This window comes from Streptomyces sp. TBY4 (genome assembly GCF_024213195.1).
Lineage (GTDB): Bacteria > Actinomycetota > Actinomycetes > Streptomycetales > Streptomycetaceae > Streptomyces.
Map to the genome: position 1 here is coordinate 1 of NZ_JANAVF010000020.1, position 26163 is coordinate 26163.

28 protein-coding genes are annotated in these 26163 nt (G+C 73.0%); 17 read left to right on the forward strand and 11 right to left on the reverse strand.

The genetic code is table 11. The annotated features are described in order from the left end of the window. Positions 1–73: 73 nt before the first annotated feature. Complete coding sequence (locus NLX94_RS33185; protein ID WP_254387007.1) at positions 74–1045, reverse strand: DMT family transporter; 972 nt, start codon at positions 1043–1045, stop codon at positions 74–76. Between the two features lie 74 nt (positions 1046–1119). Between NLX94_RS33185 and NLX94_RS33190 the strand changes: the two genes are divergently transcribed. Beyond that, the gene (locus NLX94_RS33190) at positions 1120–2064 is read left to right on the forward strand and encodes a LysR family transcriptional regulator (RefSeq protein WP_254386852.1); all 945 of its coding nucleotides are present in this window, start codon (positions 1120–1122) and stop codon (positions 2062–2064) included. On the opposite strand, the gene NLX94_RS33195 is transcribed toward NLX94_RS33190, so the two are convergent. Beyond that, on the reverse strand, positions 2061–2564 hold the full coding sequence (locus NLX94_RS33195) for a pyridoxamine 5'-phosphate oxidase family protein (protein ID WP_254386853.1): 504 nt from the start codon (positions 2562–2564) through the stop codon (positions 2061–2063). The two genes, NLX94_RS33190 and NLX94_RS33195, sit on opposite strands and share 4 nt — an antisense overlap. Positions 2565–2639: 75 nt before the next feature. On the opposite strand from NLX94_RS33195, the gene NLX94_RS33200 reads away from it, so the two are divergent. From NLX94_RS33200 to NLX94_RS33235, 8 genes are all read left to right on the forward strand, one after another. Beyond that, on the forward strand, positions 2640–3254 hold the full coding sequence (locus NLX94_RS33200) for a cysteine hydrolase (RefSeq protein ID WP_254386854.1): 615 nt from the start codon (positions 2640–2642) through the stop codon (positions 3252–3254). A 55-nt stretch (positions 3255–3309) separates the two neighbouring features. After that, entirely contained in the window at positions 3310–4149 is an 840-nt protein-coding gene (locus NLX94_RS33205; RefSeq protein ID WP_254386855.1) for a HipA family kinase, read from the forward strand. Beyond that, positions 4146–4529, forward strand: a complete 384-nt coding sequence (locus NLX94_RS33210) for a DUF3037 domain-containing protein (RefSeq protein WP_254386856.1) — start codon at positions 4146–4148, stop codon at positions 4527–4529. Before NLX94_RS33205 ends, NLX94_RS33210 begins: the two co-directional genes overlap by 4 nt. A 144-nt stretch (positions 4530–4673) precedes the next feature. Beyond that, positions 4674–5435, forward strand: coding sequence for a 3-oxoacyl-ACP reductase FabG (gene fabG / locus NLX94_RS33215; protein WP_254386857.1), 762 nt, complete (start codon positions 4674–4676; stop codon positions 5433–5435). Positions 5436–5455: 20 nt separating this feature from the next. After that, complete coding sequence (locus NLX94_RS33220) at positions 5456–6217, forward strand: SDR family oxidoreductase (protein WP_254386858.1); 762 nt, start codon at positions 5456–5458, stop codon at positions 6215–6217. A 152-nt stretch (positions 6218–6369) separates the two neighbouring features. Beyond that, positions 6370–7953 carry an ABC transporter substrate-binding protein gene (locus tag NLX94_RS33225; RefSeq protein WP_254386859.1) on the forward strand — a complete coding sequence of 528 codons (1584 nt, stop codon included), beginning with the start codon at positions 6370–6372 and terminating at the stop codon, positions 7951–7953. A 190-nt stretch (positions 7954–8143) separates the two neighbouring features. After that, on the forward strand, positions 8144–8812 hold the full coding sequence (locus NLX94_RS33230; RefSeq protein WP_254387009.1) for a uracil-DNA glycosylase: 669 nt from the start codon (positions 8144–8146) through the stop codon (positions 8810–8812). Between the two features lie 96 nt (positions 8813–8908). Then, positions 8909–9424: a hypothetical protein gene (locus NLX94_RS33235; RefSeq protein ID WP_254386860.1), complete on the forward strand. Its 516-nt coding sequence runs from the start codon at positions 8909–8911 to the stop codon at positions 9422–9424. Between the two features lie 38 nt (positions 9425–9462). On the opposite strand, the gene NLX94_RS33240 is transcribed toward NLX94_RS33235, so the two are convergent. Together NLX94_RS33240 and NLX94_RS33245 are read right to left on the reverse strand one after the other, a co-directional pair. Continuing rightward, entirely contained in the window at positions 9463–10041 is a 579-nt protein-coding gene (locus NLX94_RS33240) for a hypothetical protein (protein WP_254386861.1), read from the reverse strand. 72 nt (positions 10042–10113) lie between these two features. Beyond that, positions 10114–10638: a DinB family protein gene (locus tag NLX94_RS33245; protein ID WP_254386862.1), complete on the reverse strand. Its 525-nt coding sequence runs from the start codon at positions 10636–10638 to the stop codon at positions 10114–10116. 82 nt (positions 10639–10720) lie between these two features. On the opposite strand from NLX94_RS33245, the gene NLX94_RS33250 reads away from it, so the two are divergent. Next, positions 10721–11626 (forward strand): Gfo/Idh/MocA family protein, encoded by a 906-nt coding sequence (locus NLX94_RS33250; protein ID WP_254387010.1) that lies wholly within the window; start codon positions 10721–10723, stop codon positions 11624–11626. Here NLX94_RS33250 and lnt read toward each other — a convergent pair. From lnt to NLX94_RS33275, 5 genes are all read right to left on the reverse strand, one after another. Continuing rightward, the gene (gene lnt / locus NLX94_RS33255; protein ID WP_254386863.1) at positions 11550–13139 is read right to left on the reverse strand and encodes an apolipoprotein N-acyltransferase; all 1590 of its coding nucleotides are present in this window, start codon (positions 13137–13139) and stop codon (positions 11550–11552) included. The two genes, NLX94_RS33250 and lnt, sit on opposite strands and share 77 nt — an antisense overlap. A gap of 108 nt (positions 13140–13247) precedes the next feature. After that, positions 13248–13727, reverse strand: coding sequence for a nuclear transport factor 2 family protein (locus NLX94_RS33260; protein WP_254386864.1), 480 nt, complete (start codon positions 13725–13727; stop codon positions 13248–13250). A 69-nt stretch (positions 13728–13796) separates the two neighbouring features. Continuing rightward, complete coding sequence (locus NLX94_RS33265; protein ID WP_243339660.1) at positions 13797–13973, reverse strand: hypothetical protein; 177 nt, start codon at positions 13971–13973, stop codon at positions 13797–13799. A gap of 114 nt (positions 13974–14087) precedes the next feature. After that, entirely contained in the window at positions 14088–14966 is an 879-nt protein-coding gene (locus tag NLX94_RS33270; protein WP_254386865.1) for an undecaprenyl-diphosphate phosphatase, read from the reverse strand. A gap of 48 nt (positions 14967–15014) precedes the next feature. Beyond that, positions 15015–15752, reverse strand: coding sequence for a TVP38/TMEM64 family protein (locus NLX94_RS33275; protein ID WP_254386866.1), 738 nt, complete (start codon positions 15750–15752; stop codon positions 15015–15017). A 49-nt stretch (positions 15753–15801) separates the two neighbouring features. Between NLX94_RS33275 and NLX94_RS33280 the strand changes: the two genes are divergently transcribed. The 4 genes from NLX94_RS33280 (at position 15802) to NLX94_RS33295 (ending at position 19912) form a co-directional block, all read left to right on the forward strand. Continuing rightward, the gene (locus NLX94_RS33280) at positions 15802–16527 is read left to right on the forward strand and encodes a DNA alkylation repair protein (protein ID WP_254386867.1); all 726 of its coding nucleotides are present in this window, start codon (positions 15802–15804) and stop codon (positions 16525–16527) included. A 344-nt stretch (positions 16528–16871) separates the two neighbouring features. Further along, positions 16872–18050: an elongation factor Tu gene (tuf, locus tag NLX94_RS33285; RefSeq protein ID WP_254386868.1), complete on the forward strand. Its 1179-nt coding sequence runs from the start codon at positions 16872–16874 to the stop codon at positions 18048–18050. Positions 18051–18145: 95 nt separating this feature from the next. After that, a complete protein-coding gene (locus tag NLX94_RS33290) occupies positions 18146–19033 on the forward strand; it encodes a patatin-like phospholipase family protein (protein ID WP_254386869.1) in 888 nt (295 codons plus the stop codon). A gap of 87 nt (positions 19034–19120) precedes the next feature. Next, on the forward strand, positions 19121–19912 hold the full coding sequence (locus NLX94_RS33295) for a spermidine synthase (RefSeq protein WP_254387012.1): 792 nt from the start codon (positions 19121–19123) through the stop codon (positions 19910–19912). A 109-nt stretch (positions 19913–20021) separates the two neighbouring features. On the opposite strand, the gene NLX94_RS33300 is transcribed toward NLX94_RS33295, so the two are convergent. After that, complete coding sequence (locus NLX94_RS33300; RefSeq protein WP_254386870.1) at positions 20022–21368, reverse strand: MFS transporter; 1347 nt, start codon at positions 21366–21368, stop codon at positions 20022–20024. Positions 21369–21438: 70 nt separating this feature from the next. Beyond that, positions 21439–22500 (reverse strand): hypothetical protein, encoded by a 1062-nt coding sequence (locus tag NLX94_RS33305; protein WP_254386871.1) that lies wholly within the window; start codon positions 22498–22500, stop codon positions 21439–21441. A 95-nt stretch (positions 22501–22595) separates the two neighbouring features. Here NLX94_RS33305 and NLX94_RS33310 point away from each other — a divergent pair, with 95 nt between their 5' ends. From NLX94_RS33310 to NLX94_RS33320, 3 genes are all read left to right on the forward strand, one after another. After that, a complete protein-coding gene (locus NLX94_RS33310; RefSeq protein WP_254386872.1) occupies positions 22596–23048 on the forward strand; it encodes a DUF4442 domain-containing protein in 453 nt (150 codons plus the stop codon). Positions 23049–23147: 99 nt separating this feature from the next. Further along, positions 23148–23300 carry a DUF2191 domain-containing protein gene (locus NLX94_RS33315; protein WP_254387014.1) on the forward strand — a complete coding sequence of 51 codons (153 nt, stop codon included), beginning with the start codon at positions 23148–23150 and terminating at the stop codon, positions 23298–23300. A 271-nt stretch (positions 23301–23571) separates the two neighbouring features. Continuing rightward, entirely contained in the window at positions 23572–26109 is a 2538-nt protein-coding gene (locus NLX94_RS33320) for a beta-glucosidase (RefSeq protein ID WP_254386873.1), read from the forward strand. Positions 26110–26163: the final 54 nt, after the last annotated feature.

Below are 26163 nucleotides of genomic sequence, written 5' to 3' on the forward strand. Positions count from 1 at the left end.
CAACCACAAGACCCGCCAGCCCGTCACACGATCACTGGTCGCCTACGACCACTGATCATTCGGAATGACTCATCTAGCGGCGACGGGTCTGGGTGAGGGCCGCACCGGCCAGGACGACGGCCGCGCCCACCGGGGTGTTCCAGTGGAGCTGTTCGCCCAGGAGGAGGACGCCCGCGGTGGTCGCGATGACCGGGATGAAGTACGTGACCATCTGCGCGGTGGTCGGACCGACCTCCGTGACCAGGCGGTACTGCATCTGCAGGGCCATGCCCGTGCCCAGGGCGCCCAGGGCGATCACCGACAGGGTCGGCCAGAGCGGGAACGAGGCGGGGGCCGAGGTGAACAGGGCGCTGATCACCGCCAGTTGGAGGGTCGAGGCCAGGAGCTGGGCGCCGGTCAGGGCGACCGGGGAGCCCGGTGTGGAGGCCAGGGTGCGGCGTACGTAGATCCAGCCGATCGGGTAGCAGAGCGCGGCCAGCAGGGCGAGCGCGGTGCCCTTGGCGTCGAGCCCCGAGAAGCCCTGCCAGGCGCCGAGGACGGTCAGGACGCCGAGGAAGCCCAGGCCCAGCCCCGCGAAGCGGCGGCGCGTCGGGCGGTCCTCGGAGAGCGCGACGAGCGAGAGGGCCATGCCCCACAGCGGCGAAGTGGCGTTGCAGATGCCCGCCAGGCTGGAGGGGATGCTCAGTTCCGCGTACGCGAAGAGGGAGAACGGGGCGGTGTTGAGGAGGAGCGCCGCCACCGTCAGGTGGGCCCAGGTGGTCCGGCCCCGGGGGAGCCGTTCGCGGCGGACCAGGAGCACGGTGAGCAGGGCGAGCGCGCCGAAGAAGACCCGGCCGAGGGCGACCTGGAACGGGGCGTACGCCTCCGTGCCCACCTTGATCAGCAGGAAGCTGAAGCCCCAGATCACCGAGAGGACCACGAAGCGCAGGCGCCAGTCCAGCCGACTGGTGGTGGTCTTCGCGCCGGAACCCCCGCTGGGGGTGGGGGCCGGGGCCTGGGTGGTCGCTGGGGCTGGGGCTGGGGCTGGGGTGCTGGGGGCGCTCATGACAACAACCTTGGCCTGCACGACCTCGTAGGACAAGCGAATGTTGCTGGGCATGACGTCGTAGGATTGCTTATATGTTGAACCTGGAGCGGCTGCGCACCCTCGACGCCCTCGCCCGCCACGGCTCCGTCAGTGGAGCCGCCGACGGGCTCCACGTCACCACCTCCGCCGTGTCCCAGCAGATGGCCAAGCTGGAACGGGAGGTCGGTCAGCCGCTGCTGGCCAAGAACGGGCGCGGGGTCAGGCTCACCGATGCCGGCCGGCTCCTCGCCGAGCACGCGGCCCGGATCATCTCCCAGGTCGAGCTCGCCCAGGCCGATGTGGAGGCCCGGCGCGGGTGTGCGGTCGGCGAGCTGCGGATCGGCGCCTTCCCGACCGCCATGCGCGGGCTACTGCCGCAGGTCCTGGCGGAGTTGCGTGCCGACCATCCCGAACTGCGGCCCCGGGTACGGGAGCAGGAATCGGAGGAGAGCCTGACCGCCGTGGTGCGGGGCGACCTCGACATGGCCCTCGCCATCGACTGGCACAACAAGCGGATGCCGGTACCCGCCGAGCTCACGCGGGCCCATCTGCTGGACGATTCCCTGGACATCGCGGTGCCGGTGGGGCATCCGCTGGCCGGCCGCGCCGGGATCTCGCTGGCCGAGTTCGGCGAGGACGACTGGATCTCCTGGACCGAGGGGCAGTTCTGCCACGAGTGGCTCGTCTCCACCCTGCGCGGTACCGGCATCGAGCCCCGGGTCACGCACATCGCCGAGGAGCACCACACCCAACTGGCCTTCGTCGAGGCCGGTCTGGGGGTGTGCGTGGCTCCCCGGCTCGGGCGCGGACCCGTGCCGCCGGGGGTCCGGCTGCTGCCGGTGCGCGACAGCGTCCGGCGGCATGTGTACGTCGTCTGGCGGGCGGACGCGGACCGTCGGCCGTCGATCCGGGCCGCCGTCGAGGCCTTGAGGAGGGCGGGGGCTGCGGCTGCTACAGGTGCTGGTGAGGCTGGGGGTCCCGCGGCCGCCGCGCCCTAGATCTTGCGGAAGTCCCAGGAGACGATCGAGTCCGGGGTCAGCCTGATCCAGGCGTGCCGTCCGTCGTGCGGCATCTCCGTGATGCCGAAGTTCTTGACGGGGAACAGCCGCTCCGGCTCCGCCAGTTCCTCGCAGGGCTCGCCCGTACGGGGGGCCTCGCCCACGAAGACGGCCGTACCGGACAGTTCGACGCCGCGCAGTTCGTCGTAGGCCTCGCCGGCGTCCACGACCACCGAGATCCGGGGGTCCTTGCGGAGGTCGGACCAGCGGCGGCTGCGGGTGATCGAGTACAGCCACAGGGAGGTGCCGTCCCAGGCGAACCAGAGCGCGCCCACGTGGGGGCGGCCGTCGGGGGAAACGGTGGCCACCCGGCAGGTGCGCTGCTCGCGCAGGAAGGCGTCCGTCTCCTCGTCGGTCATCATGATGCGGCGACCCCGCCGCTGCGCCCTGTCCGCGGGGGTGGTGTCCGTGGGTGTGCTGTCCACCGGTGTCCTGTCCATATGGCCGCGCCCCTTCACATCTGACTGTGTGTCAGGAATCATGCGTGCTCTTCCGTCGCCACGCCAGGGGGAGCCATGGCCGATCTCGATCCCGCCACCACCGCACTGCTCACCGTCGAGTGCCAGAACGGTGTCGTCGGCGAGGAGAGCGCCCTCCCGGAGCTGGCGAAGGAGGCGCGGGACTCCGGCATGCTCGACCGGGTCGCCGCGCTGGTCGAGGCCGCGCGCGGGGCCGGGGTGCAGGTGCTGCACGCCATCGCCGAGCGGCGGCCCGACGGGCTCGGGGCCAATGCCAACGCGCGGCTCTTCCGCGCCGCGGGGAAGCTGCCGGTGCGCCAGTTGACCGGCAGCCGGGCCGTGGAGGTGGCCGCGCCGATCACCGTCGCGGAGCAGGACCTCGTGCTGCGCCGCCTGCACGGACTCTCCCCGATGGCCGGCACGGACCTCGACGCCCTGCTGCGCAACCTCGGCGTCCGCACCCTCGTCGTCACCGGGGTCTCCTCCAACATCGCGATCCCGAACACCGTCTTCGACGCGGTGAACCTCGGCTATCAGGTCGTGATCCCCTCCGACGCCATCGCCGGGGTGCCCGCGGCCTGCACCGCCGAGGTGATCCGCAACTCCCTCTCCCTCGTGGCAGCCATCACCACGGCCGAAGCCCTCCTCGCGCAGTGGGCTCCGACGCACTGACCTTCGTACTCCGGGCCCGCCGGAGCCGTCGGCGGCTGCCCGTTAGTGTGGGGAAATGCTCACAGAAGTGATCGCGACCCGGTACGTGACGCCCCTGCGCGAGGGCGGATCGCTCCCGGGAATCGTGGAAGCCGACGATCTCGGCACCTACGTCATGAAGTTCACCGGAGCCGGTCAGGGCCGCAAGACCCTGGTCGCCGAGGTCGTCTGCGGCCGGCTGGCCCAGCGGCTGGGGCTGCGCGTCCCGCGGCTGGTGCAGATGCAGCTCGACCCGGTGATCGGGCTCGGTGAGCCCGACCAGGAGGTCCAGGAGCTGCTCAAGGCCAGCGGCGGGCTGAACCTGGGGATGGACTACCTCCCCGGCTCGATCGGCTTCGACCCGCTCGCGTACCAGGTGGACCCCGTGGAGGCGGGGCGGGTGGTCTGGTTCGACGCGCTGATCAACAACGTCGACCGGTCCTGGCGCAATCCGAACATGCTGGTCTGGCACGGGCAGCTCTGGCTCATCGACCACGGCGCCACCATGATCTGGCACCACAACTGGCCCACCGCCGGGAGCGCCGCCGCCAAGCCGTACAACGCCTCCGACCACGTACTGGCCCCGGTCGGCCCGGACATCGCCGCGGCGGCGGCCGCGCTCGCGCCGCTGGTCACCGAGGAGCTGCTCACCGAGGTCGCGGCCGACGTGCCCGACGAGTGGCTGGTCGACGAGCCGGGCTTCGACTCCACCGACGCGCTGCGCCGCGCCTACGTGGAGGCCCTGCTGCCGCGCGCGGCCACGATCCACGAGAGGATCACGATGGAGGCCGAGGTGAAGGTCCGGTCGGGTCCGCCCGGCTGGCTCGCCGACCGCCTCGACCCCCGTCCCCGGAAGATGAAGAGCGACAGCGAGTGATCAAGCGGGACGTGTTCGAGTACGCGCTCGTGCGTGTGGTGCCCCGGATGGAGCGCGGCGAGTGCTTCAACGCCGGCGTGATCGTCTACTGCCGGGGGCGTTCGTACGTCGCCGCGCGCACCCTTCTGGACGAGGCGAAGCTCCTCGCGCTGGATCCGGGGGCCGACGTGGCCGGCGTACGGGCCGCCCTGCGCGGCGTGGAGGGCGTGTGCGCGGGCGGGGAGTCGGCCGGTCAGGCGGCGGGCGACGACGCGGGGCGCCGGTTCCGGTGGCTGATCGCGCCGCGGAGCACCGTCGTGCAGCCGGGCCCGGTGCACACCGGCCTGACGGCCGACCCCGCCGCCGAGGTGGAGCGGCTGCTGGACCTGCTGGTCCGCTGAGCCGCCGGGCGGTGTGAGTCGCGGAGCCCTGGCACCTGGTGGCGTTGACACCGGGTGCCAGGGCTCCTAGCGTCTCCTCAGCTGAAGCTACTAAGCGGTTGCTCACCCATGGGGGCCGCTTTTTCGAGGGCGAGGAGATCCAGCATGTCCACCACCGAGCAGCGCGTCGCGATCGTGACCGGGGCGGCCCGGGGCATCGGCGCGGCCACCGCCGTACGCCTGGCGGCCGAAGGCCGGGCGGTCGCCGTACTCGACCTGGACGAGGCGGCCTGCAAGGACACCGTGGAGGCGATCACGGCGGCCGGCGGCACCGCCGTCGCGATCGGCTGCGACGTCTCCGACAGCGCGCAGGTGGAGGCGGCCGTCGAGCGGGTGGCGAGCCTGCTCGGCGCCCCGACCATCCTGGTCAACAACGCGGGTGTGCTGCGGGACAACCTGCTCTTCAAGATGAGCGACTCCGACTGGGACACCGTCATGAACGTCCACCTGCGCGGTGCGTTCCTGATGTCGAAGGCCTGTCAGAAGCACATGGTGGCAGCCAAGTTCGGCCGGATCGTGAGCCTCTCCAGCAGCTCGGCGCTCGGCAACCGCGGCCAGGCCAACTACTCGGCGGCCAAGGCCGGTCTGCAGGGCTTCACCAAGACGCTGGCCATCGAGCTCGGCAAGTTCGGCATCACCGCCAACGCCGTCGCCCCCGGTTTCATCGTCACCGAGATGACCGCCCACACGGCCGCCCGGGTCGGCATGGGCTTCGAGGACTTCCAGGCCGCGGCCGCCACCCAGATCCCGGTGCAGCGCGTCGGGCGCCCGGACGACGTGGCCAACGCCATCGCCTTCTTCACCGGCGAGGACGCCGGCTTCGTTTCCGGCCAGGTCATGTACGTGGCCGGCGGCCCGCTCAGCTGACGAGAGGCAGGACGCACGTCATGGCGTACGAAGGAACGGACAGCGGCAGGGTCGCACTGATCACCGGGGCGAGCCGCGGCATCGGCTACGGCATCGCCGAGGCCCTGGTGGCGCGCGGCGACCGGGTCTGCATCACCGGACGGGGCGAGGAGGCACTCAAGGAGGCCGTGGAGCGGCTCGGCGCCGACCGGGTGATCGCGGTCGCCGGCAAGGCCCACGACGAGGCCCACCAGGCCGCCGCCGTGGAGCGCACGATGGAGGCCTTCGGCCGCGTCGACTTCCTGATCAACAACGCGGGCACCAATCCGGTCTTCGGCCCGATCGCGGACCTGGACCTCGGGGTCGCCCGCAAGGTCTTCGAGACCAACGTGATCTCGGCGCTCGGCTTCGCCCAGCGGACCTGGCACGCCTGGCAGAAGGAGAACGGCGGCGCGATCGTGAACATCGCGTCCATCGCCGGGGTCTCCGCCTCGCCCTTCATCGGGGCGTACGGGATGAGCAAGGCGGCGATGATCAATCTGACCCTGCAGCTCGCCCACGAGATGGCGCCGGCGGTCCGGGTCAACGCGATCGCGCCCGCGGTGGTGAAGACGAGGTTCGCGCAGGCGCTCTACGAGGGCCGGGAACAGGAGGCGGCTGCCGCCTATCCGCTGGGCCGGCTCGGGGTTCCGGAGGACATCGGAGGGGCCGCAGCTTTTCTTACATCTGCACAAGCGGAATGGATCACGGGACAAACTCTCGTCGTTGACGGGGGAATGTTCCTCAATTCCGGGGTGCATTGACCGATAATCGGACGCATTTGCCTCCGAAGGGGAGGCAAATGCGTACCGAATGGGCACGTAATCGGTCAAGTGCCGCACGAAACCTACCCATTGGTTTCGTGATGCTCTGCGGTAGGGTCTGCCGCACCCCTGGCTGATCGAGGAGCGTGCACGTGTTCAACCGGACCAGATGCCTGCAGATCACTGCGGCCCTTGCGTCCATATCCCTGCTCTCCGGATGCGGCCTGTTCTCGGACGACGGCGGCAATGGCGACCAGCGGATCGTCGTCGGAACGACGAGCGCACCCACGACCCTCGATCCAGCCGCGGCCTGGGACGGCTCCTGGGAGCTCTACCGGAACGTCTACCAGACCCTGCTGGCCTTCCCCACCGGTGCCACCAAGCCCCAGCCGGACGCGGCCCAGAGCTGCGAGTTCACCGACTCCGGGAACGAGTCGTACCGCTGCACCGTGCGCAAGGGCCTGAAGTTCTCCGACGGCGAGCCGCTCGACGCCAAGGCCGTCAAGCACTCGCTGGACCGGATCCGGACCATCGACGCCCCGTCCGGCCCCAAGGCCCTCTTCGGCAGCCTCGACAAGATCGAGACCCCGGACGCTCAGACGGTGGTCTTCCACCTGAACACCCCGGACGCCACCTTCCCCTTCGTGCTCGGCTCCCCGGCCGCCTCCCTCGTCTCGCCGAAGCAGTACCCGGCCGACAAGCTGCGCGAGGGCAACGCGGTCACGGGCTCCGGCCCGTACACCCTGGAGTCGTACAAGGAGGCCGGCGAGGCGGTCCTGAACCGCAACGGGGGCTACAACGGCTTCGCCAACCGCCGCAACGGCGGGGTCACCATCCGCTACTTCGCGGACTCCAAGAAGATGATCGCGGCCCTCAAGGGCAAGGAGATCGACGCGACCTACCGCGGCCTCTCCGCCGACGAGGTCAAGGACCTCCAGACCCCCGCTTCGCACGACGCGGGCGTCCAGGTCGTCGAGAACGTCGGCTCGGAGATCCGCTACCTGATCTTCAACCCGACGGACCCGCAGGTGGCGAAGGTCCAGGTGCGCCAGGCGATCGCGCAGATCGTCGACCGCGGGGCGCTCGTCTCGAAGGTCTACCAGGGCACCGCCGAGCCGCTCTACTCGATGGTCCCCAAGGGCGTCGTCGGCCACAAGACGCCCTTCTACGACTCCTACGGCCAGCCGAGCGTGGAGAAGGCCAAGAAGGCCCTCAAGGACGCCGGGATCCCCACTCCGGTGCCCCTGACCTTCTGGTACACCACCGACCGCTACGGCGCCTCCACCGCCGACGAGTTCACCGAGCTCAAGCGGCAGCTCGACGAGAGCGGCCTCTTCAAGATCACCCTGCGCGGCCAGCCCTGGAAGGAATTCCAGGTGGGCTACAAGAAGGGCGAGTACCCGGTCTTCGGCCGCGGCTGGTTCCCCGACTTCCCGGACCCGGACAACTTCATCGCGCCGTTCGTCGGCAAGGAGAACGCGGTCGGCACCCCGTACGAGTCGGCCGAGATCCTGAACACGATCCTGCCCAAGTCCCGCCGCGAGAGCGACCGGTCGGCCGGCATCCAGGAGTTCGAGAAGGCCCAGCAGATCTTCGCCAACGACGTCCGGCTGCTGCCGCTGTGGCAGGGCAAGCTGTACGTGGCCGCCCGCGACGACATCGCCGGCGCGGAGCGGGCGCTCGACCCGCAGACCGTCATGCAGCTGTGGGAGCTGTACCGCAAGACCAGCTGGTAGCAGGCCCGTACGCGCTCACCGAGCGCTCCGTACGCCGCCCCGCCCGTCCGCACCGCCCACCCGGGCGGGGCGGGCGGGCGCCGCGTTGTCAGTGGCCACCGGTAAGTTCTGGACCAGTCGCGCGCAGCAGTTGCGCGAGTGGACGTGACGTATCGAAGAACGTGTACCGGAGGTTGTCGCCGTGACCCAGATGCTGCCCGAGTCCTGGCTCCCCGTCCTCGGCGGAGAGCTGGACAAGCCCTACTTCAAAGAGCTCACCGAGTTCGTCGAGAAGGAGCGGGCGAACGGGCCGGTCTACCCGCCCCGCGAGCAGGTCTTCGCGGCCCTGGAGGCCACGGCGTTCGACCAGGTGAAGGTACTGGTCCTCGGCCAGGACCCGTACCACGGCGCGGGCCAGGGCCACGGCCTGTGCTTCTCCGTGCAGCCCGGCGTGAAGACCCCGCCCTCGCTGCGCAACATCTACAAGGAGATGCAGGCCGAGCTGGGCACCCCCATCCCGGACAACGGCTATCTGATGCCGTGGGCGGAGCAGGGCGTCCTGCTGCTCAACGCGGTGCTCACCGTGCGCGAGGCCGAGCCCAACTCGCACAAGGGCAAGGGCTGGGAGAAGTTCACCGACGCGGTGATCCGCGCGGTGGCCGAGCGCCCCGACCCGGCCGTCTTCGTCCTCTGGGGGGCGTACGCGCAGAAGAAGCTCCCGCTGATCGACGAGGAGCGGCACGCCGTCGTCAAGGGCGCCCACCCCTCCCCGCTGTCGGCCAAGAAGTTCTTCGGCTCCCGGCCCTTCACCCAGATCAACGAGGCCGTCGCCGCCCAGGGCCATGCGCCGATCGACTGGCGGATCCCGGACCTGGGCTGATGCCCGACCGCGCCTAGGCGGCAATGGAGGTGCCTCCGGCTAGCGTCTTGATGATCGGACCGGAGCAGGTCTGACGGGAACGAGCCGGAGGCCGCGTTGACGGAGCAGCAGGAGGCGTCCGAGGACGCCGTCATGACCAGGATCGGCCAAGCGGTCATCCTGCTGCACGCCGGCGACCGCGAGGAGGCCCGCAACCGGCTCGGCGAGATCTGGTCCGAGATCGGCACGGAGGGCGACTCCCTGCACCGCTGCACGCTCGCGCACTACCTGGCCGACGCGCAGGACGACCCCGCCGAGGAGCTGGCCTGGGACCTGCGCGCCCTGAGCGCCGCGCACGCCGACGGCTCCGGTGGCTCCGGCGACGGGGCCGGCCCGCCGGCGGCCGTCCGGGTCTTCTACCCCTCGCTGCACCTGAGCCTGGCCGCCGACTACGTGAAGCTCCGGCGTCCCGAGGCGGCCCGGATCCACCTGGCGCGGGCCCGCGCCGCCACCGGGGCCCTGTCCGACGACGGGTACGGGAACGGCGTACGGGCCGCCATCGCCCGCCTGGAGCGCCGGCTCGCGGCGGAACCGGGGGAGGGTCCCCGGCCGTTCCCGGAACAGAACCAGTAGCCCGCCGCAGCAGCCGTCAGCGCCCCCGTGAGCCGCTGTCAGCCGCCCTGGACGCCCGCGCAGATGCGGGCCTCCGGGCTGTCCGGGTGCCAGCGGCCGTGCGCGCGGCCCAGCGCGCACACGTCGGCCGGCCGCACCGGCAGCTCCCGCACCAGCTCGCGCGGCACCTCGCCGCCCTCGGGACGGACCCGCCCGGGGTGCTGCCCGCCGGGCCGCCCGTCGGCGTGGTCCCGGTGGCCGCGGGGCTCCGGGATGTCCGGGACCGGCGCGGCAGCCGCCGCCGGGGCTCCGCGGCCTCCCCGACGGCCGTCACCGGCGCCCTCGGCGGCCGGGACCCCGGCGCGCGGGACGGCGGCCCGGCCGGACGTGGAGGGGGCGGGCCCGGCCGGGCGTCCCGGCGCCGCCTCCACGGCCTCCAGAGCCTCCAGGGCGGGTGCCCGGACGGCCACCGGGGCCCCCTGCCCGCCGAGGGGCTGGTGCCGGGGCAGCGCCCCGGGGGTGCCGGGGGCGGTCGCCGGCTGCACGGGGGCCGGGGTCACGTTCACGCAGCCGGAGACGGCCGAGACCGCGCAGGCGACGCCGAGCAGCAGTTTTGTCGTGGTTCGGGTTGGATGCACTCACACAACTCTGCTGTGCGAGGACCCTGTTGCGAAAACCCGGAGTCGATATTCACCCCGCACGGGTGACGGCTACTCGCCCGTGGCGCCGTCGAGGTGCTCGCGCAGCAGGTCGGCGTGGCCGTTGTGGCGCGCGTACTCCTCGATCATGTGGTTGTAGACCCAGCGCAGGCTGAACACCTCGCCCCGGCGGTGGCTCTCGGGCTTGGAGGCCAGGTCCAGGGAGCGACCGGCCGCAGCCTGCCGGGCCAGCTCGATCTCGGTCTGCCAGACCTGCTCGGCCGCGGCCCAGGTGTCCGCCTCGGTGACGTGGAAGTCCCCGTCCGGGTCCTCGCGGGTGCAGAACAGCTCGGGCAGGTCCTCGTCGAGCATGATCTCCCGGAACCAGTACCGCTCCACCTCTGCCATGTGCCGCACTAGCCCGAGCAGGCTCAGTCCGGAGGGCAGCAGCGGGGTGGAGCGCAGCTGGGCGTCCGAGAGGCCCGAGCACTTCCAGGCGAGGGTGGCGCGGTGGTAGTCGAGCCAGCCGTCGAGCATGTCGCGCTCGCCGGCCGTGGTGGAGGGTTCGGCGCGGTGGGATCCATCAGTGATCGTCATGGCGTTCATCCTGGTCGAACGCGTCCGCGGCCACCACCGATTAGGCTGCGTACTCCCACAAGGAACGAACCTGGAGGCCCCGGTGAAGGTCGGCTGCATCGGACTCGGCGACATCGCGCAGAAGGCGTACCTGCCCGTCCTGACCACCCGCCCGGGGCTCGAACTGCACCTGCAGACCCGGACCCCGGCCACCCTGGAGCGGGTCGGCGCCCAGCACCGCGTCCCGGCCGAACGCCTGCACACCGACCTCGACGCGCTGCTCGCGCAGAAGCTCGACGCGGCCTTCGTGCACGCCCCGACCGCCGTCCACCCCGAGATCGTGGAACGGCTGCTGGAGGCGGGCGTGCCGACGTACGTGGACAAGCCGATCGCCTACGAGCTCGCGGACTCGCGCCGCCTGGTCGAACTGGCCGAGGAGCGCGGGGTGTCCCTCGCCGTCGGCTTCAACCGCCGCCACGCGCCCGGCTACGCGCAGTGCGCGGACCACGCGCGGGACCTGATCGTCATGCAGAAGAACCGGGTCGGGCTGCCCGAGGACGTACGGACCTTCGTCCTCGACGACTTCATCCACGTCGTCGACACGCTGCGCTTCCTGCTGCCCGGCGAGGCCGACCAGGTCGACGTACGGGCCGTGGTGCAGGGCGGCCTGATGAGCCAGGTGGTGCTCCAGCTGTCGGGTACGGGCTTCACCGCGCTCGGCATCATGAACCGGCTCTCCGGTTCCACGGAGGAGGTGCTGGAGGTCTCCGGGCAGGACACCAAGCGCCAGGTCGTCAACCTCGCGGAGGTCATCGACCACAAGGGCCAGCCCACGGTCCGGCGGCGCGGGGACTGGGTGCCGGTGGCGCGCCAGCGCGGTATCGAGCAGGTCGTCGACTCCTTCCTGGAGGCCGTCGCCGCGGGCACGGTCCTCAGCGCGCGCGACGCCCTGCTGACCCACGAACTGTGCGAGCGGGTGGTGCGCTCGGCTCTGGACCAGGCCTCCTGAGCCGCACCGCGCGGGCGCCCGCGGCCGCGCAGTAGACCGCCAGGGCGGCCAGGGCGGCGCCCGCCGGCCAGTCCCCGAAGCGGACGTACAGGGTCGTGCCCCGCGCCAGCGGGACCTCGTACACCCGCGCGGTGCTCGCCGCGGTGGACAGGGCCGGCCCGATCCGCCCGCCGGACGGGCCGCGCACCTCGCTGATCCCGGTGAGGGTGGCGTGGACCACGGGACGGCCGGTCTCGGCGGCGCGCAGCGCGGACAGCGAGGCGTGCTGGGCGGGTGCCCAGCTGTCCTGGAAGGTGGAGGTGGCCGACTGGTCGACCAGCAGGGCGGCGCCCCCGCGTGCCAGGTGGCGGCTCATGTCCGGGAAGGCCGACTCGAAGCAGACCAGCGGGCCGAGGCGGACACCGGGCCGGCCCGGCAGGTCCATCAGGACCGGCGCGCTGCCCGGGACGCGGTTCTCCTCCGCCGCCTTGCCGACCGAGGTGGCCCAGCCCAGCAGCGCGCGGGCCGGCACGTACTCGCCGAACGGCACCAGGCGCATCTTGTCGTACCGCTCACCGGTCGGGCCGCCGGGGCCGACGAGCACCGCCGACTTGCGGATCCCGGGCCGGTCGGCGCCCCGCGCGTCCACGTTGACCAGCAGCGGAGCCCCGACCCGCGCCGAGAGCTCCGCGAGCCGCCGGGTCAGGTCCGGCCGGGCCGCCAGGTCCGCGCCGACGCTGCTCTCCCCCCACACCACGAGGTCGGGCCGCTGTCCGGCCAGGGTCCCGGTCAGCCGCTCCCCGAGGTCGAACCGCCGCTCGGGACTGTCCGGGGAGTCGGGAACCAGCCCCGGCTGTACGAGGGCCACGCGCAGGGAGCCGACCGGCTCGGGGCGGGGCGCCCACAGCCACACCGCACCCGTCAGCACCGCGCAGCCCGTCACCCCGGCCAGCGCCGCCGACCGCGCCGCCGGCGCCGTGATCAGCAGCACCAGCGCGCAGTTCACCGCCACGACCAGCAGACCGACCAGCCAGACCCCGCCCACCGAAGCCAGCCGCAGTGCGGGCGCCACCTGCCACTGACTGGCGCCGAGCAGCCCCCACGGCCCGCCCAGCCCCTGCCAGGACCGGGCCAGCTCCGACAGCAGCCACCCCGCCGGTACGAGGACCAGGGCGGCCGCCGCACGCCCCGGCCCCGGGGTCCCGCCGAGGAGCTCGCGCACCAGTAGCGCCCAGGGGATCCAGAGCAGGCCCACGAGCGCCGCGACGGCGAAGAGGAACACGTGCAGGCTGGGCAGCAGCCAGTGGTGGACGGCGAAGACGAAGCCGGCGCCGCCGAGCCAGCCCTCCAGGGCCGCGCGCCGGCCGCGGGGGGCCGACCTCAGCAGCAGGATCCAGGGCACGAGGGCGACGTAGGCGAACCACCACAGCGCGGGGGCGGGGAAGGCGAGGCAGGGCAGGGCTCCCGCCGTGACCGCCGCCGGCGCACGCCACCACGGGGCCCGCTCCGAGACCGTCAGGACCTCTCGCACCACGGGGGCCTCCGCTTCCAGTGTGGAACAGCCCCACGGGTGGAACCACCTGCGGGGCGAACCACCCGCGGGTCGACCGCCCGCGGGGCGAACCACCTGCCGGCCGAACCATCAGAACGACATGTGCCGCCACTTCTCGTGGACGGTGACCCGCGCGAGGCGCCAGCCGGAGCGGGCGGTACGGGCGACGGCGAAGGTGTAGCGCCCGGCCGCGACGAAGTTGGGCGCGGTGACGGCCGGGCCGCCCTCGTCGGGCTCCTCCCCGGCCAGCCGCATGGGGTTGAGGAAGTCGGCCCGGACCTCCGCCGTGTCACCGGGGGAGCCGCCCTGGTCCGCGATCCGGATCAGCCGGTTGACGATGAGGTGCTGGCGCACCGGGAACAGCTTCATCGTCTCCGCCAGCCAGTCCGCGACCTCCCCGGCCGGGCCCTCGATCCCGCCGGCCGAGGCGTAGTCGGCCCGCCCGCCCGGGGCGAACAGGGCGCGGTACGCGTCCCAGTCGCCGTCGTCCACGGCGATGGCGTACCCCGTGACCAGCTCGTCGATCGCCAGTCGGTCCATCACGCCCGCAAGGTCCACACGCTGCGTCATCGGGTCAGTGTGCGGGCGCGGGGCGCCGAGGCCAAGGGGCGTGCGCCGCCCGGATCCTGCGGCACCGGATCAGTGACCGGAACGCGCCTCCCGGGGACGGACCACCACGAGGTACGCATCGCTCGCCAGATCCATCACCACCTCCGCGGGCACGCCCTCGCGCATCCGCTGCGCCGCGTACTCCTCGGCCGGCCAACTCCCCCGCGGACTTCCGGCCGGAAACCGCTCCAGCACCACTCGACCCATGGGACACCCCCTGCAGTTCGACTCAGGTCCTCTCCCTCCACAACGACGCGAAGGCCGCCCGGGAACGTTCCCGGGCGGCCTCCGATTCACGCGAAGCGGTGAGCGGTCCGCGTCCTAGCCGCCCGACTCGCCCGCGTGGGGGCTGAGCACACCCATGCCGATCAGGACGAACAGCAGGATGCCGAGCAGGACCCGGTAGATCACGAAGGGCATGAAGCTCTTGCTGGAGATGAACTTCATGAACCAGGCGATGACCGCGTAGCCGATGAGGAAGGCGACGACCGTCGCGAAGACCGTCTGGGGCCACTCGATGTGGCCCGGGTCCTCCATCACGTCCTTGATCTCGAACAGGCCGGAGGCCAGCACGGCCGGGATGGCGAGGAGGAAGGAGTAGCGGGCGGCCGCCTCGCGGGTGAAGCCCAGCAGCAGACCGCCGGAGAGCGTGGCACCCGACCGGGAGACACCCGGGATCAGCGCCATCGCCTGGCAGAGGCCGAAGATGAGGCCGTCCTTGACGCCCAGTTCCTTCAGGGTCTTGCGCTCACGGATGGCGCGGTGCCGGCCGCCCTCCTCGTCGCGCGCGGCCAGCCGGTCGGCGAAGCCGAGCACGAGGCCCATCACGATCAGGGTGGTGGCGATCAGCCGCAGATCGCGGAACGGGCCCTCGATCTGGTCCTTGAAGGCGAGGCCGAGGACACCGATGGGAATCGAGCCGACGATCACCAGCCAGCCCATCTTGGCTTCCTGCTCGGAGCGCAGCGCCTTCGTGTACAGCGAGCGGAACCAGGTGGAGATGATCTTCGCAATGTCCTTGCGGAAGTAGATCAGTACGGCGGCTTCGGTGCCGATCTGCGTGATGGCGGTGAAGGCCGCTCCCGGATCGTGCCAGCCGGCGAATGCCGCGGTCAGCCGCAGATGGGCGCTGGAGGAGATCGGGAGGAACTCCGTAAGCCCCTGGACGAGACCGAGGATTAGGGATTCGAACCAGCTCATGTCGGGGTGCGCTCGTCCTTGTGATCGTCGGGCAGTTCGCGTCCGATGCTAGGGCCCGTGAGGTGCGGCCGTGACCACAGGGGGGTGTGCGGCCGTCAGTTCCCGTGCCGGCGCGGTCCGCTCGGGCCTCCGTGCGGGCGCCAGCCGGTGCCGCTTGCGCCAGGCGACGACCGCCCCTCCCACCACGGAGAGGGCGATGAAGGCGAACGAGGCGAGGAACGCGGGGGAGGTCGGGGAGGAGGCGCTGGCCCCCGCGATCACGTACGCGGCGGTGTTCGGGACCACCCCGATCGCGGTGGCGAGGAGGAAGGGGAGCCAGCCGCACCGGGACATCGCGGCGGCGTAGTTGGCCATGGCGAAGGGCATGCCGGGGAAGATCCGGACCGCGAGCATCGAGCGGAAACCGTGCCGCGCCAGCTGGTCGTCGGCCGCCTGGAGCCAGCGGCCGCGGATCAGCGGGCGCAGGGCGTCACGGCCCATCATCCGGCCGAGGCCGAAGGAGATCCCCGCGCCGATCACCGAGCCGCCGACCGCCGCGACCAGGCCGAACTGGGAGCCGAAGAGGGCCCCGGAGGCCAGGTTCAGCAGGGGGCGCGGCACCAGGGCCGCGGTGCACACCCCGTACGCCGCGGCGAAGAGCAGGACGGCGGTGCCCACCGGGAGGCCCGGGGGCCAGCCCTCCGAGAGCAGGCGCTGGGGCTCGTACAGCACGACGCAGACGCCGGCCGCGAGGAGCAGCACGACGAGCAGCGAGAGCCGCGTCCACGGCGCGAGGAGGAGGGACATTCCGGGAGACTAACCGACCCCCCTGTCCCGGCGCCGTAATCTGGGCCTCATGCAGTCGAACGACCGGCGGCCTCCGCAGGTTCCGAGCAGCGGCCTCGCCGAGCTGCTGGTGGCACGGCTCACGGAGTCCTACGGCGCGGCGGCCGACCCGGAGCTGGCCGGGCCCATGGCCGCGTACATGAAGGACGTCTCGCCCTTCCTCGGGATCCCCACCCCGCTGCGCCGCGAGCTGTCCCGGGCCGTGACCAAAGACACCCCGAAACCGTACGAAGCGGACTGCGCGGCCGTCGCGCTGCGCTGCTGGGCGCTGCCGGAGCGTGAGTACCGCTACTTCGCTGTCGACTACCTGCGCCGGCACGTCTCCCGCTGCTCCTCCGGCTTCCTGCCCGTGGTGCGGCACCTGATCGTGACGGGCTCCTGGTGGGACACCGTCGACCTGCTCGCCGCGCACACGGTCGGCCCGCTCGTGGCGGCGGACCCGGCGCTGGTCCTCGTGATGGACGAGTGGATCGGGGACGAGGACCTGTGGGTGGCCCGCACGGCCCTGCTCCACCAGCTCCGGTACAAGTCCGCGACCGACACCGACCGGCTCTTCGCGTACTGCCGGCGGCAGAGCGGCCACCCCGACTTCTTCGTCCGCAAGGCCATCGGCTGGTGCCTGCGCGAGTACGCGAAGACGGACCCCGGCGCCGTACGCGCCTTCGTCACCGCCGAGCGGGAGTCCCTGTCCCCGCTCTCGGTCCGCGAGGCGCTGAAGAACACCGGCGGGGAGTAGGGCCGCAGCACCGGGGCGGGGCGCAGGGCCGGGACACGCCCGCGGGGCGCAGATCCGTACGGCCCCGGGGCAAGCCCCGACCGCCGCCGCGTAATTCACTGGCCCCGCAGTCCCGGCTCCGGCAGGATCGGGCCCATGTCCAGGCAGACCTTCCCCGAAGCACCGTCCGCAGTCGCGGACGCGCCGAAGGCTGCCGTCCCCGCACAGCTCGCCGCAGGCGCACCCGCATTCGGCGGCGCACGAAGCTGACCCTTCCCGGATCGTCCGGCGGACCCCGCAGGGGGAGGGTCGGTTCGCTCAGGGGGTCCCGTCACATCCAGCTCCGGACCACACGGGAAGACATCATGGCCAAGACGGCCTTCGTGCGCACCAAGCCGCACCTCAACATCGGCACCATGGGTCACGTCGACCACGGCAAGACCACACTGACCGCCGCCATCACCAAAGTCCTCGCCGAGCGCGGCGGCGCCTCCTTCGTGCCCTTCGACCGGATCGACCGGGCCCCCGAGGAGGCCCGGCGCGGCATCACCATCAACCTCACCCACGTCGAGTACGAGACCGACACCCGGCACTACGCCCACGTGGACATGCCCGGCCACGCCGACTACATCAAGAACATGGTCACCGGCGCGGCGCAGCTCGACGGGGCGATCCTCGTCGTCTCCGCCCTCGACGGGGTCATGCCGCAAACCGCCGAGCACGTGCTCCTCGCCCGGCAGGTCGGCGTCGACCACATCGTCGTCGCGCTGAACAAGGCCGACGCCGGGGACCCCGAGCTCACCGACCTGGTCGAGCTGGAGGTCCGCGAGCTGCTCACCGCCAACGGCTACGGCGGGGACGGCGCCCCCGTCGTACGGGTCTCCGGGCTCGGGGCGCTGGACGGCGACCCGCGCTGGACCGCGTCGATCGAGGCCCTGCTCGACGCCGTGGACACGTACGTGCCCACGCCCGTGCGGTACACCGGCGCGCCGTTCCTGATGCCGGTGGAGAACGTCCTCACCATCACCGGCCGCGGCACCGTCGTCACCGGCGCCGTCGAGCGCGGCACCGTGGCCATGGGCGACCGCGTCGCGCTGCTCGGCGGCGAGGGCGCGGCCGCGGAGTCCGTGGTCACCGGGCTGGAGACCTTCGGGAAGCCGATGGAGTCCGCCGAGGCCGGGGACAACGTCGCGCTGCTGCTGCGCGGGGTGCCCCGCGACGCGGTGCGCCGCGGGGACGTGGTGGCCGCACCCGGCAGCGTCGTACCGGGGCGCCGCTTCACGGCGCGGGTCTACCTGCTGTCCGCCCGGGAGGGCGGCCGCAGCACGCCCGTCGCCACCGGCTACCGGCCGCAGTTCTACCTCCGCACCGCCGACGTGGTGGGGAACGTGGACCTGGGCGGGGCGGGCGCGGCGAGGCCGGGGGACACGGTCACCATGACCGTCGAGCTCGGCCGGGACGTCCCGCTGGAGAGCGGGCTCGGCTTCGCGATCCGCGAGGGCGGGCGCACCGTCGGGGCCGGGACGGTGACCGAGGTCGGCTAGCGGGCCGGCAGCGGCCCGGCGGTACCCGCTGTGGTGGCGGTGGTCGGCTTGCGCCAGACTGCCGTCACCACAGGCATGCGGGGAGGGAGCGGTTCGTGAACGACGGCAGCGTGAGCGAAGGCGGCGGCGAAGGCAAGGGCACGGCCCTGGTGCTCGGCGGCGGCGGGCTGACCGGCGTCGGCTGGGAGGCCGGGATGCTCTACGGGCTCGCCCGCGCGGGCGTCGACCTGACCGGCGCCGACCTCGTCGTCGGGACCTCGGCCGGCTCGGTCGTCGGCGCGCAGCTCACCTCCGGACTGCTCACCCCGCAGGAGCTGTACGAGCGCCAGCTCGGCGACCCCGGCGGGGAGCTGCCCGCGAAGCTGGGGGCCTCCCTGATCGGGCGGTACGCCGTCGCGATGGTGCGTTCTCGCGACGCGAAGTCCTACCGGCGCCGGATAGGAGCCTTCGCGCTCGCCGCCGACACCGAGCCGGAGGCGGTGCGCCGCAAGGTGCTCGAAGCCCGGCTGGTGTCGCACGACTGGCCCGAGCGGCGCCTCGTCGTCGCCGCGGTGGACGCGCTGACCGGCGAACTCGCCGCCTTCGAGCGGGGGAGCGACGCCGGGCTGGTCGACGCCGTCTCGGCGAGCTGCGCCGTGCCCGGGGTGTGGCCGCCCGTGACGGTCGCGGGGCGGCGGTTCATCGACGGCGGGATCCGCTCCGCGACCAACGCCGACCTCGCGTCCGGCTACTCCCGCGTGGTGATCCTCGCGCCGATGGCCACGGGGGCCGGGCTGATCCCCTCGCCCGCGGCGCAGGCCGCGCGGCTGCGGGAGGCCGGGGCGAAGGTGCTGCTGATCACCCCGTCGCCGCAGGCCCGGAAGGTCTTCGGACGCAACGTACTGGACCCCGCGCGCCGCGATCCCGCCGCGCGGGCGGGGCTGGAGCAGGCCGCGGCGCACGTGGAGCAGGCGCGCGAGGTGTGGGCGGCCGCGGGGGCCTGACGTGGCCTGACGTGGCCTGACAATGGTGCGGTGAGTGACGAACAGATCCCGGTGATCCGGGACGTGGCCCAGGGCACCGCCAAACTGATGCCGGACATCGACCGGGAGCGGGCCTGGCTGCTCACCGTGGACGGGGCGCCGCAGTCCTACGTGGACCTCGACGATCCCGAACACCTGGAGTTCGAGTACGTACGCCGCCTCGCGCACGTCCTGGACTGCGTGGGCGAGCCGGGGGCCGCGCTGGACCTGCTGCACCTCGGCGGCGGCGCGCTGACCCTGCCCCGGTACGCGGCGGTGGGCCGGCCGGGGTCGCGGCAGGACGTGGTCGAGTTCGACGGCGGGCTCGTCGAACTGGTCGGCGAGTTCCTGCCGGTGCCGGCCGGGAGCGGGATCACGGTGCACGTCGCCGACGCGCGGGCCTGGCTGGCGGCGGCGCCGGACGCGAGCGCGGACGTGGTGGTGGGCGACGTCTTCGGGGGGTCCCGGGTGCCCGCTTCGCTGGCCTCGGTGGAGTACGCGCGGGAGGTGGCGCGGGTGCTGCGGCCCGGCGGGGTGTACGTGGCGAACCTCGCCGACGGGGCGCCGTTCGCGTTCCTGCGGGGGCAGCTCGCGAACTTCGGTGCGGTCTTCGGGGAGTTGGCGCTGATCGCGGAGCCGGGGGTGCTGCGGGGGCGGCGGTTCGGGAATGCGGTGCTGCTGGCTTCGCGGTGGGAGCTGCCGGTGGGGCCGCTTTCGCGGGTGTGTGCGGGGGATGCGTTTCCCGCGCGGGTGGAGAGCGGGGCGGCTCTTGCGCGGCTGATGCGGGGGGCGCTGCCGGTGGCCGACGCCGATGCGGTGGCTTCGCCCGAGCCGCCGGAGGGGGCGTTCAGCCTCGGCTGAGGTGCGCTGCCGCTGCGCGGGGCGGAGTCCCCTACCCGCCCTTCGCCCGTTCCCCGGGGCTCCGCCCCGGACCCCGCGCCTCAGACGCCGGCGGGGCTGAAAGGTCGCCTCAAACGCCGGCGGGGCTGGAGTTGGCGGGGCTGGAGTTGGCGGGGCTCGGTTTGGTGAGGTCCGGGGCTGTGCCGGGGGTGTGCACGGCGTGGGGTTTGCGGGTCATGCGGCGGACGTCCGGGACCAGGAGGACGGCTGCCGTCACCACGATCACCAGGGCCGCGCAGCCCCAGAGGGCGGAGGTGCGGCCGATCGCCGATTCGACCGGGCCGGCCACCGCCGTGGCCAGCGGGAGCATCGAGAGCGAGCCGAACCAGTCGTAGGCGGAGACGCGGGAGAACTTCTCCTCCGGGATCTCCTGGTGCATCGTCGTCATCCAGCTCACGCCGAACACCTCGATGGCCACTCCGCTCACGAACATCACCGCGCACAGCCCCCACACCGGCAGCGGCACCGCCAGCCCTGCCGAGGGGAGCGCCAGCGGGAACACGCACAGGGTGCCGGCCAGCAGCAGGCGGCGCGGTTTCCAGAACATCATCAGGACGGCCCCGCCGATGGTGCCGAGGCCGAAGAAGGCCAGGGCCACGCCCCAGGGAGCCGCCCCGCCCAGTCGCTCCAGGGCGACCAGGGGCCCGTAGACCGCCTCGGCGGCGCCGACGACGGCCATGACGACGGCGAACTGGAGCACGATGCTCCACAGCCAGGGGCGGCTCCTGAACTCCACCCAGCCCTCGCGCAGATCGGTCAGCAGGCCGCCGCCGGGAGCACGCTCGGCGATGTGGCCGACGTCGAGGAAGGCCCGTAGCGCTCCGGCGACGGCGAAGGCGGCCGCGTCCACGGCGAGCACCCAGCCGGGGCCCAGCAGGGCGACCATCGCTCCGCCGAGGGCCGCTCCGCCGACGCCGGCGCCGTTCATCGCCATCCGGAAGACGGCGAAGGCGCGGGTGGCCTGGGGGCCGGAGACGCTGGCCATGAGCATGCCCTCGGCGGCCGGGTTGAAGAAGGCCGTACCGGTGCCGCACAGCGCCGTGAGCAGCATCATCTGCCACAGCTTCGGATCGCCGGCCAGGACGAGGACGGCGAAGACGGCCTGCGAGAGGCAGTTGAGGGCGTTGGCCGCGACCATGACGCGGTGGCGGGGGATCCGGTCGGCGACGGCTCCGCCGATGAGGAGGAAGAGGACGAGCGGCAGGGTACGGGCGGCGGCCACCAGGCCGACGTCGCCGGCGGAGCCGCCCGCCTGGATGACCGCGAAGGCGGTCGCGATGAGCGCTCCGTGGCTCCCGAGGTTCGTGATGACCGCGGCACCCGTCAGCAGGGTGTAGTTGCGGCCCGCCCACTCCGGCACGCGGCGGGAGCCGCCGGGGGAGGGGGAGGAGGACTGGGAGGAGGGAGGAGAGCTCACCTCCGGACTATCCCGGTCCCGGGCCGGGAAACCAAACGGGTTTCCGGCCCGGGAGGCAGGGCGGGGGAGGTCAGTCCGTGTGGAGGCGGACGCTGCTCAGGATCTTCTCGTAGGTCTCCTTGCTCACTTCGCCCGGTACGCCGGCGACGCCGTAGAGGACCCAGCTGGCGATGTCACCCTTGGCGGTCGTGAAGCTGAAGGCGACGGACTTGCCGTCCGTGGCGCACTTGTTCTCCTTGGGCAGACCGCTGACGCTCGCGGTCGCCATGTGGCCCTTGAGGCCGGAGGAGGTCGTGTACTCCTTCGCCGCGACGATCTTGGTGGTCCCCTTCGGGCCCTTCTGCGCGTACGCGGAGAAGGCCCAGTTGCCGGCCTCGTTGTAGGCGGCCTCGGCGGTGTCCTTCGCGCCCATGCCGCCCTTGGTGCCGATGCCCGCCAGCTCGGTCGACTCCTCCTTGCCGTCCTTGTCGGCGTCGACCTTGCACCAGTCCTCCTTGAGGATGGCGGGCGCCCCCATCATGACCAGGGGCGTGCCGTCCTTCTTGGCGTGGTCCTCGAAGCCGATGGACAGGCCCGAGGACTTCACCTCCCAGTCCGGCGGGACGTCGAAGGCGGTGCCGTGCTTCGGGTTGATGACGACCTTCCAGCCGGGGATGACCGGCTTGGCGTCGGCGCCGCCGCGCGGGTTGGCGCTGGAGGCTCCCGGGGAGGGCGCGGCGGAGGAGGCCGGGGCGGAGGGGGAGGAACTCGGCTTGCCGTCCGCCAGGTCGGCGCCCTTGTCGTCCCGGGTCAGGACGAACGCCCCCGTGGCGGCGGCCGCCACGACGACGGCCGAGGCCGCGACGATGGCCACGGTCCGGGTCGAGAACGGGCTCCCGCCGCGCGGGGGCGGGGGCGGCGGCGTGCCGCCCCACTGGGGTACGGGAACGGTCGGGGGCTGCTGACCCCACCCCTGGGGGGCGGGGGGCTGCTGCGGGTACCCGTAGCCGGGCTGCTGCTGCTCCCCGTACGCCGCCGTGGGCGGCTGCTGCTGGTACGGGTTCGGCGTTCCCGGCTGCTGCTGGTACGGGTTCTGGTGCGCGTCCTGGGGGTTGGGTTCGCCCCCGGGCGGCTGCTGCTGTCCTGGCCACATGGCCGGTAACGATAGTGGGAGCGCGGAGCGGGAGCCACGGCCGCCCCCGTACAGGTCTGGTCAATGCTGCTTACTCGCGGGTAACATCGCGTCCCATGAGCGCTGAACAGATGAACGTGGGCGAACTGCTCGCCGCGACCGTGCCGATGGCCAAGACCCTGAACCTCCAGTTCCTGGAGACCACCCCCGAGCGTGCCGTCGTCCGCCTCCCGGACCAGCCCGACTTCCACAACCACCTCGGGGGCCCGCACGCCGGCGCCATGTTCACCCTCGCCGAGTCCGCGAGCGGCGCGATCGTCCTGGCCGCCTTCGGCGACCAGCTCTCGCGCGCCGTGCCGCTCGCGGTGAGCGCGGAGATCGGCTACAAGAAGCTCGCCAAGGGCGTCGTGACGGCCACCGCCACCCTCGGCCGCCCGGCCGCGGAGGTCGTGGCCGAACTCGACGCGGGCGGCCGCCCCGAGTTCCCCGTCACCATCGCCATCCAGCGCGAGGACGAGGCCGTGACCGGCGAGATGACGGTCGTCTGGACGCTGCGCCCCAACGCCTGACCCCGCTAGAGTCCCTCCTCCGACGACGGATGGAGGGGTCCCGTGCCGGGCCGAGCCAAGATCAGCATCAGCCTCGACGCCGAGCTCGTGGTGGAGGTGATGGTCCTCGCCGGGATCGGGTCGCCCCAGGACGCGGTCGAGGCCGTCGTACGGGACTACATCGAGCGCGGCCACCGCGCCGAGGCACGGGTCCAGCTCCAGGACGAGCCCCGGCGCGAGGCCGACCTCGGACAGCAGCCGCCGCAGGGCTGACCCCGGGCGTGTGGCCGTCGTGGGGTTGACCCCGGGCGTGTGGCCGCCGTGGGGTCGGCCCCGGGTGAACAGGTGCCGCGGGACCGGCCTGGTGCGGCGGGCGTCGCATGGTCGACCTCGGCGGGCGGCCGCCGCAGGGCTGAACATCGGGGTCGTGGTGGCGCGCCTGAGGCGGGCCCGTGCCGCGGGCGGCGCACAGTGGGCGGCGGGAGCGGTCCGGCGCGGGTCGCTCCCGCACCCGACGCCGATGCCCACGCCGCAGGGAGCGCCCATGAGCGAGGCCGTGTCCAGACGTCGTGCGCTGCGCCTCCTCGGGGCGGTGGGCGCCGCCCTCGGCGCGGCCGGCTGCGTACCGGCGCCGCCGCCCGGCGCGCAGCAGCGTAGGACCTCCGCGGGCGCGGGCAACCCCGCCGCCGCGCCCGCGGCCGGCAGCGCCGCCCGGATCGACGCCCTGCTGGAGCGGCTCACCCTGGAGGAGAAGACCGTCCTGCTGCACGGCGGCCCGGACCCGGAGCCGCTCGGCCAGGCCGGCTACGTGCCGGGCATCCCGCGCCTCGGCATCCCGGCGCTCCGCCTCGCCGACGGCCCGGCCGGGGTCCGCGTCGCCCGGCCCGCCACCGCGCTGCCCGCGCCGGTCCTGCTCGCCTCCGCCTTCGACCCGGCGCTCGCCCGCGCCTACGGGCGGGTCATCGGCCGCGAGGGCCGCGCGCTCGGCGTCGACGTGCTCCTCTCCCCGATGGCCAACCTCATCCGCACCCCGTACGCGGGACGGAACTTCGAGACCTTCTCGGAGGACCCGAAGCTGACGGCCGACCTGGTCGCCGAGGTCGTCCGGGGCATCCAGGACGAGGGCCTGATCGCCACCGTCAAGCACTTCGCGCTCAACAACCAGGAGAAGGGCCGCGACACCGTCGACGTGATCGCCGCCGAACGGACCCTCCACGAGACGGAGCTACGGGGCTTCGAAGCGGCCGTGGCCGCCGGGGCCGGCGCCGTGATGGGCGCCTACAACAAGGTCAACGGGGTCTACGCCTGCGAGAGCAGGCCGCTCCTCGACGAACTGCTCCGCGGCCGCTGGGGGTTCGACGGCTGGGTGATGTCGGACTGGGACGCCACCCACAGCACCGTCGCCTCGATCGGCGCCGGCCTCGACATGGAGATGCCCGCGGGCACCCACTACGGCGCCCCCCTGCGCGAGGCTGTGCGCGGCGGCTCCGTCCACGAGGACACCGTCGACCTCGCCGTACGCCGGATCCTCACCACCATGGACCGCTTCGGACTGCTCACCGGGAACTCCGCCGGGCACCCCGCCGCGCGGCCCGCCCGGGACGCCGCCGCGGGGGCCCGTACCGCACGGCAGATCGCCACCGCCGGGGCCGTCCTGCTGCGCAACGAGCGGGGCACGCTGCCGCTGGCGGGCCCCGCCGCCCGTTCCGTCGCCGTGATCGGACCCACCGGGCGGACCCCCTTCGTCGGCGGTGGCGGCAGTGCCCATGTGGTGCCGGACGCGGCCGCAGCCCCCCTCGACGAGATCCGGCGGCGGGCCGGCAGCGGCTCCACCGTGGTCTACGCCCTCGGCGAGGACATCTACGGGCGCCCGCTCCCGGCGGACCTGCTGCCGTCCGCCCCCGGGCTCGACGACCGGGCGGTGGCCCCCGGGCGCACCTGGGGCTACGAGGGCAGCTTCCGGCTGGCCGCCGACGACGAGTGGACCCTGCTCGTCCACTACACCGGGAAGCGGCCGTCCGTCCGGCTCGACGGGGAGGAGCTCTTCCCCGTACGGCAGGGCGTGGCCGAGCAGTTCGCCGGCGGCCTGCTCGGCCACGCGCCCGACGGCCGTACCGTGCGCCGCCGCACGCTCGCCCTCAAGGCGGGCGAACACCGCCTCGCCGTCTTCGCCGAAGGCGGGCCGAAGGGGCAGCGGCTGCGGCTGCGGCACACCACGAAGGCCACCCGGGCCGCCGACCTCGCCGAGGCCGTCAAGGCCGCCAAGGCGGCCCGCAGCGTGGTGCTGTTCGCCTACGAGGACGCCACCGAGGGCAGCGACCGCACCTCCCTCGGACTCCCCGGCGGACAGGCGGCGCTGATCGAGGCGGTCGCCGCCGCCAACCCGCGCACCACGGTGGTGCTCAACACCTCCGCCGGTACGACCATGCCCTGGCTCCCGCGCACCGGAGCGGTCCTCCAGATGTACTACCCGGGCCAGGAAGGCGCGGCCGCCACCGCCGACGTGCTCTTCGGCGACGCGGAGCCGGGCGGCCGCCTCACCCAGACCTTCCCGGCCGACGAGCGGGCGACCCCGGTCGGCGGGGACCCGATGCGCTACCCGGGGGTGGGCGGGCGGCAGGAGTACGCCGAGGGGGTGCACGTGGGCCACCGCTGGTACGACCAGCAGCGGGTGGCTCCGCTGTTCCCCTTCGGGCACGGGCTCTCGTACACCACTTGGGCCTACGAGAAACTGGCGGTCCGGCCGGGCGGCTCGCACGGGAAACGGAGCGGGCTTCGGGTGGAGTTCACCGTCCGCAACACCGGACGCCGTACGGGCACCGAGGTGGCGCAGGTCTACGTAGGACCCTCCCCGGACCTGAAGCTGGACCAGCCGGTCCGGGCGCTGGCCGGGTACCGGCGCCTGACCCTCGCACCCGGCGAGGCGCGGCGGATCGTCCTGGACATCGACGCGCGCACGCTGTCCTCCTGGGATCCGGAGCGGGACGCGTGGGTGGTGGGCACCGGCCGGCGCGAGGTGTTCGCGGGGCGCTCCTCGCGGGAACTGCCTCTGAGGGCAAAGGCTGTGGTGGGGACCGGATAGGCTGCCCGTTCGGTCCGCCACAGGGGGCGGGCCGGGGGGACAACTCGGGAGGAC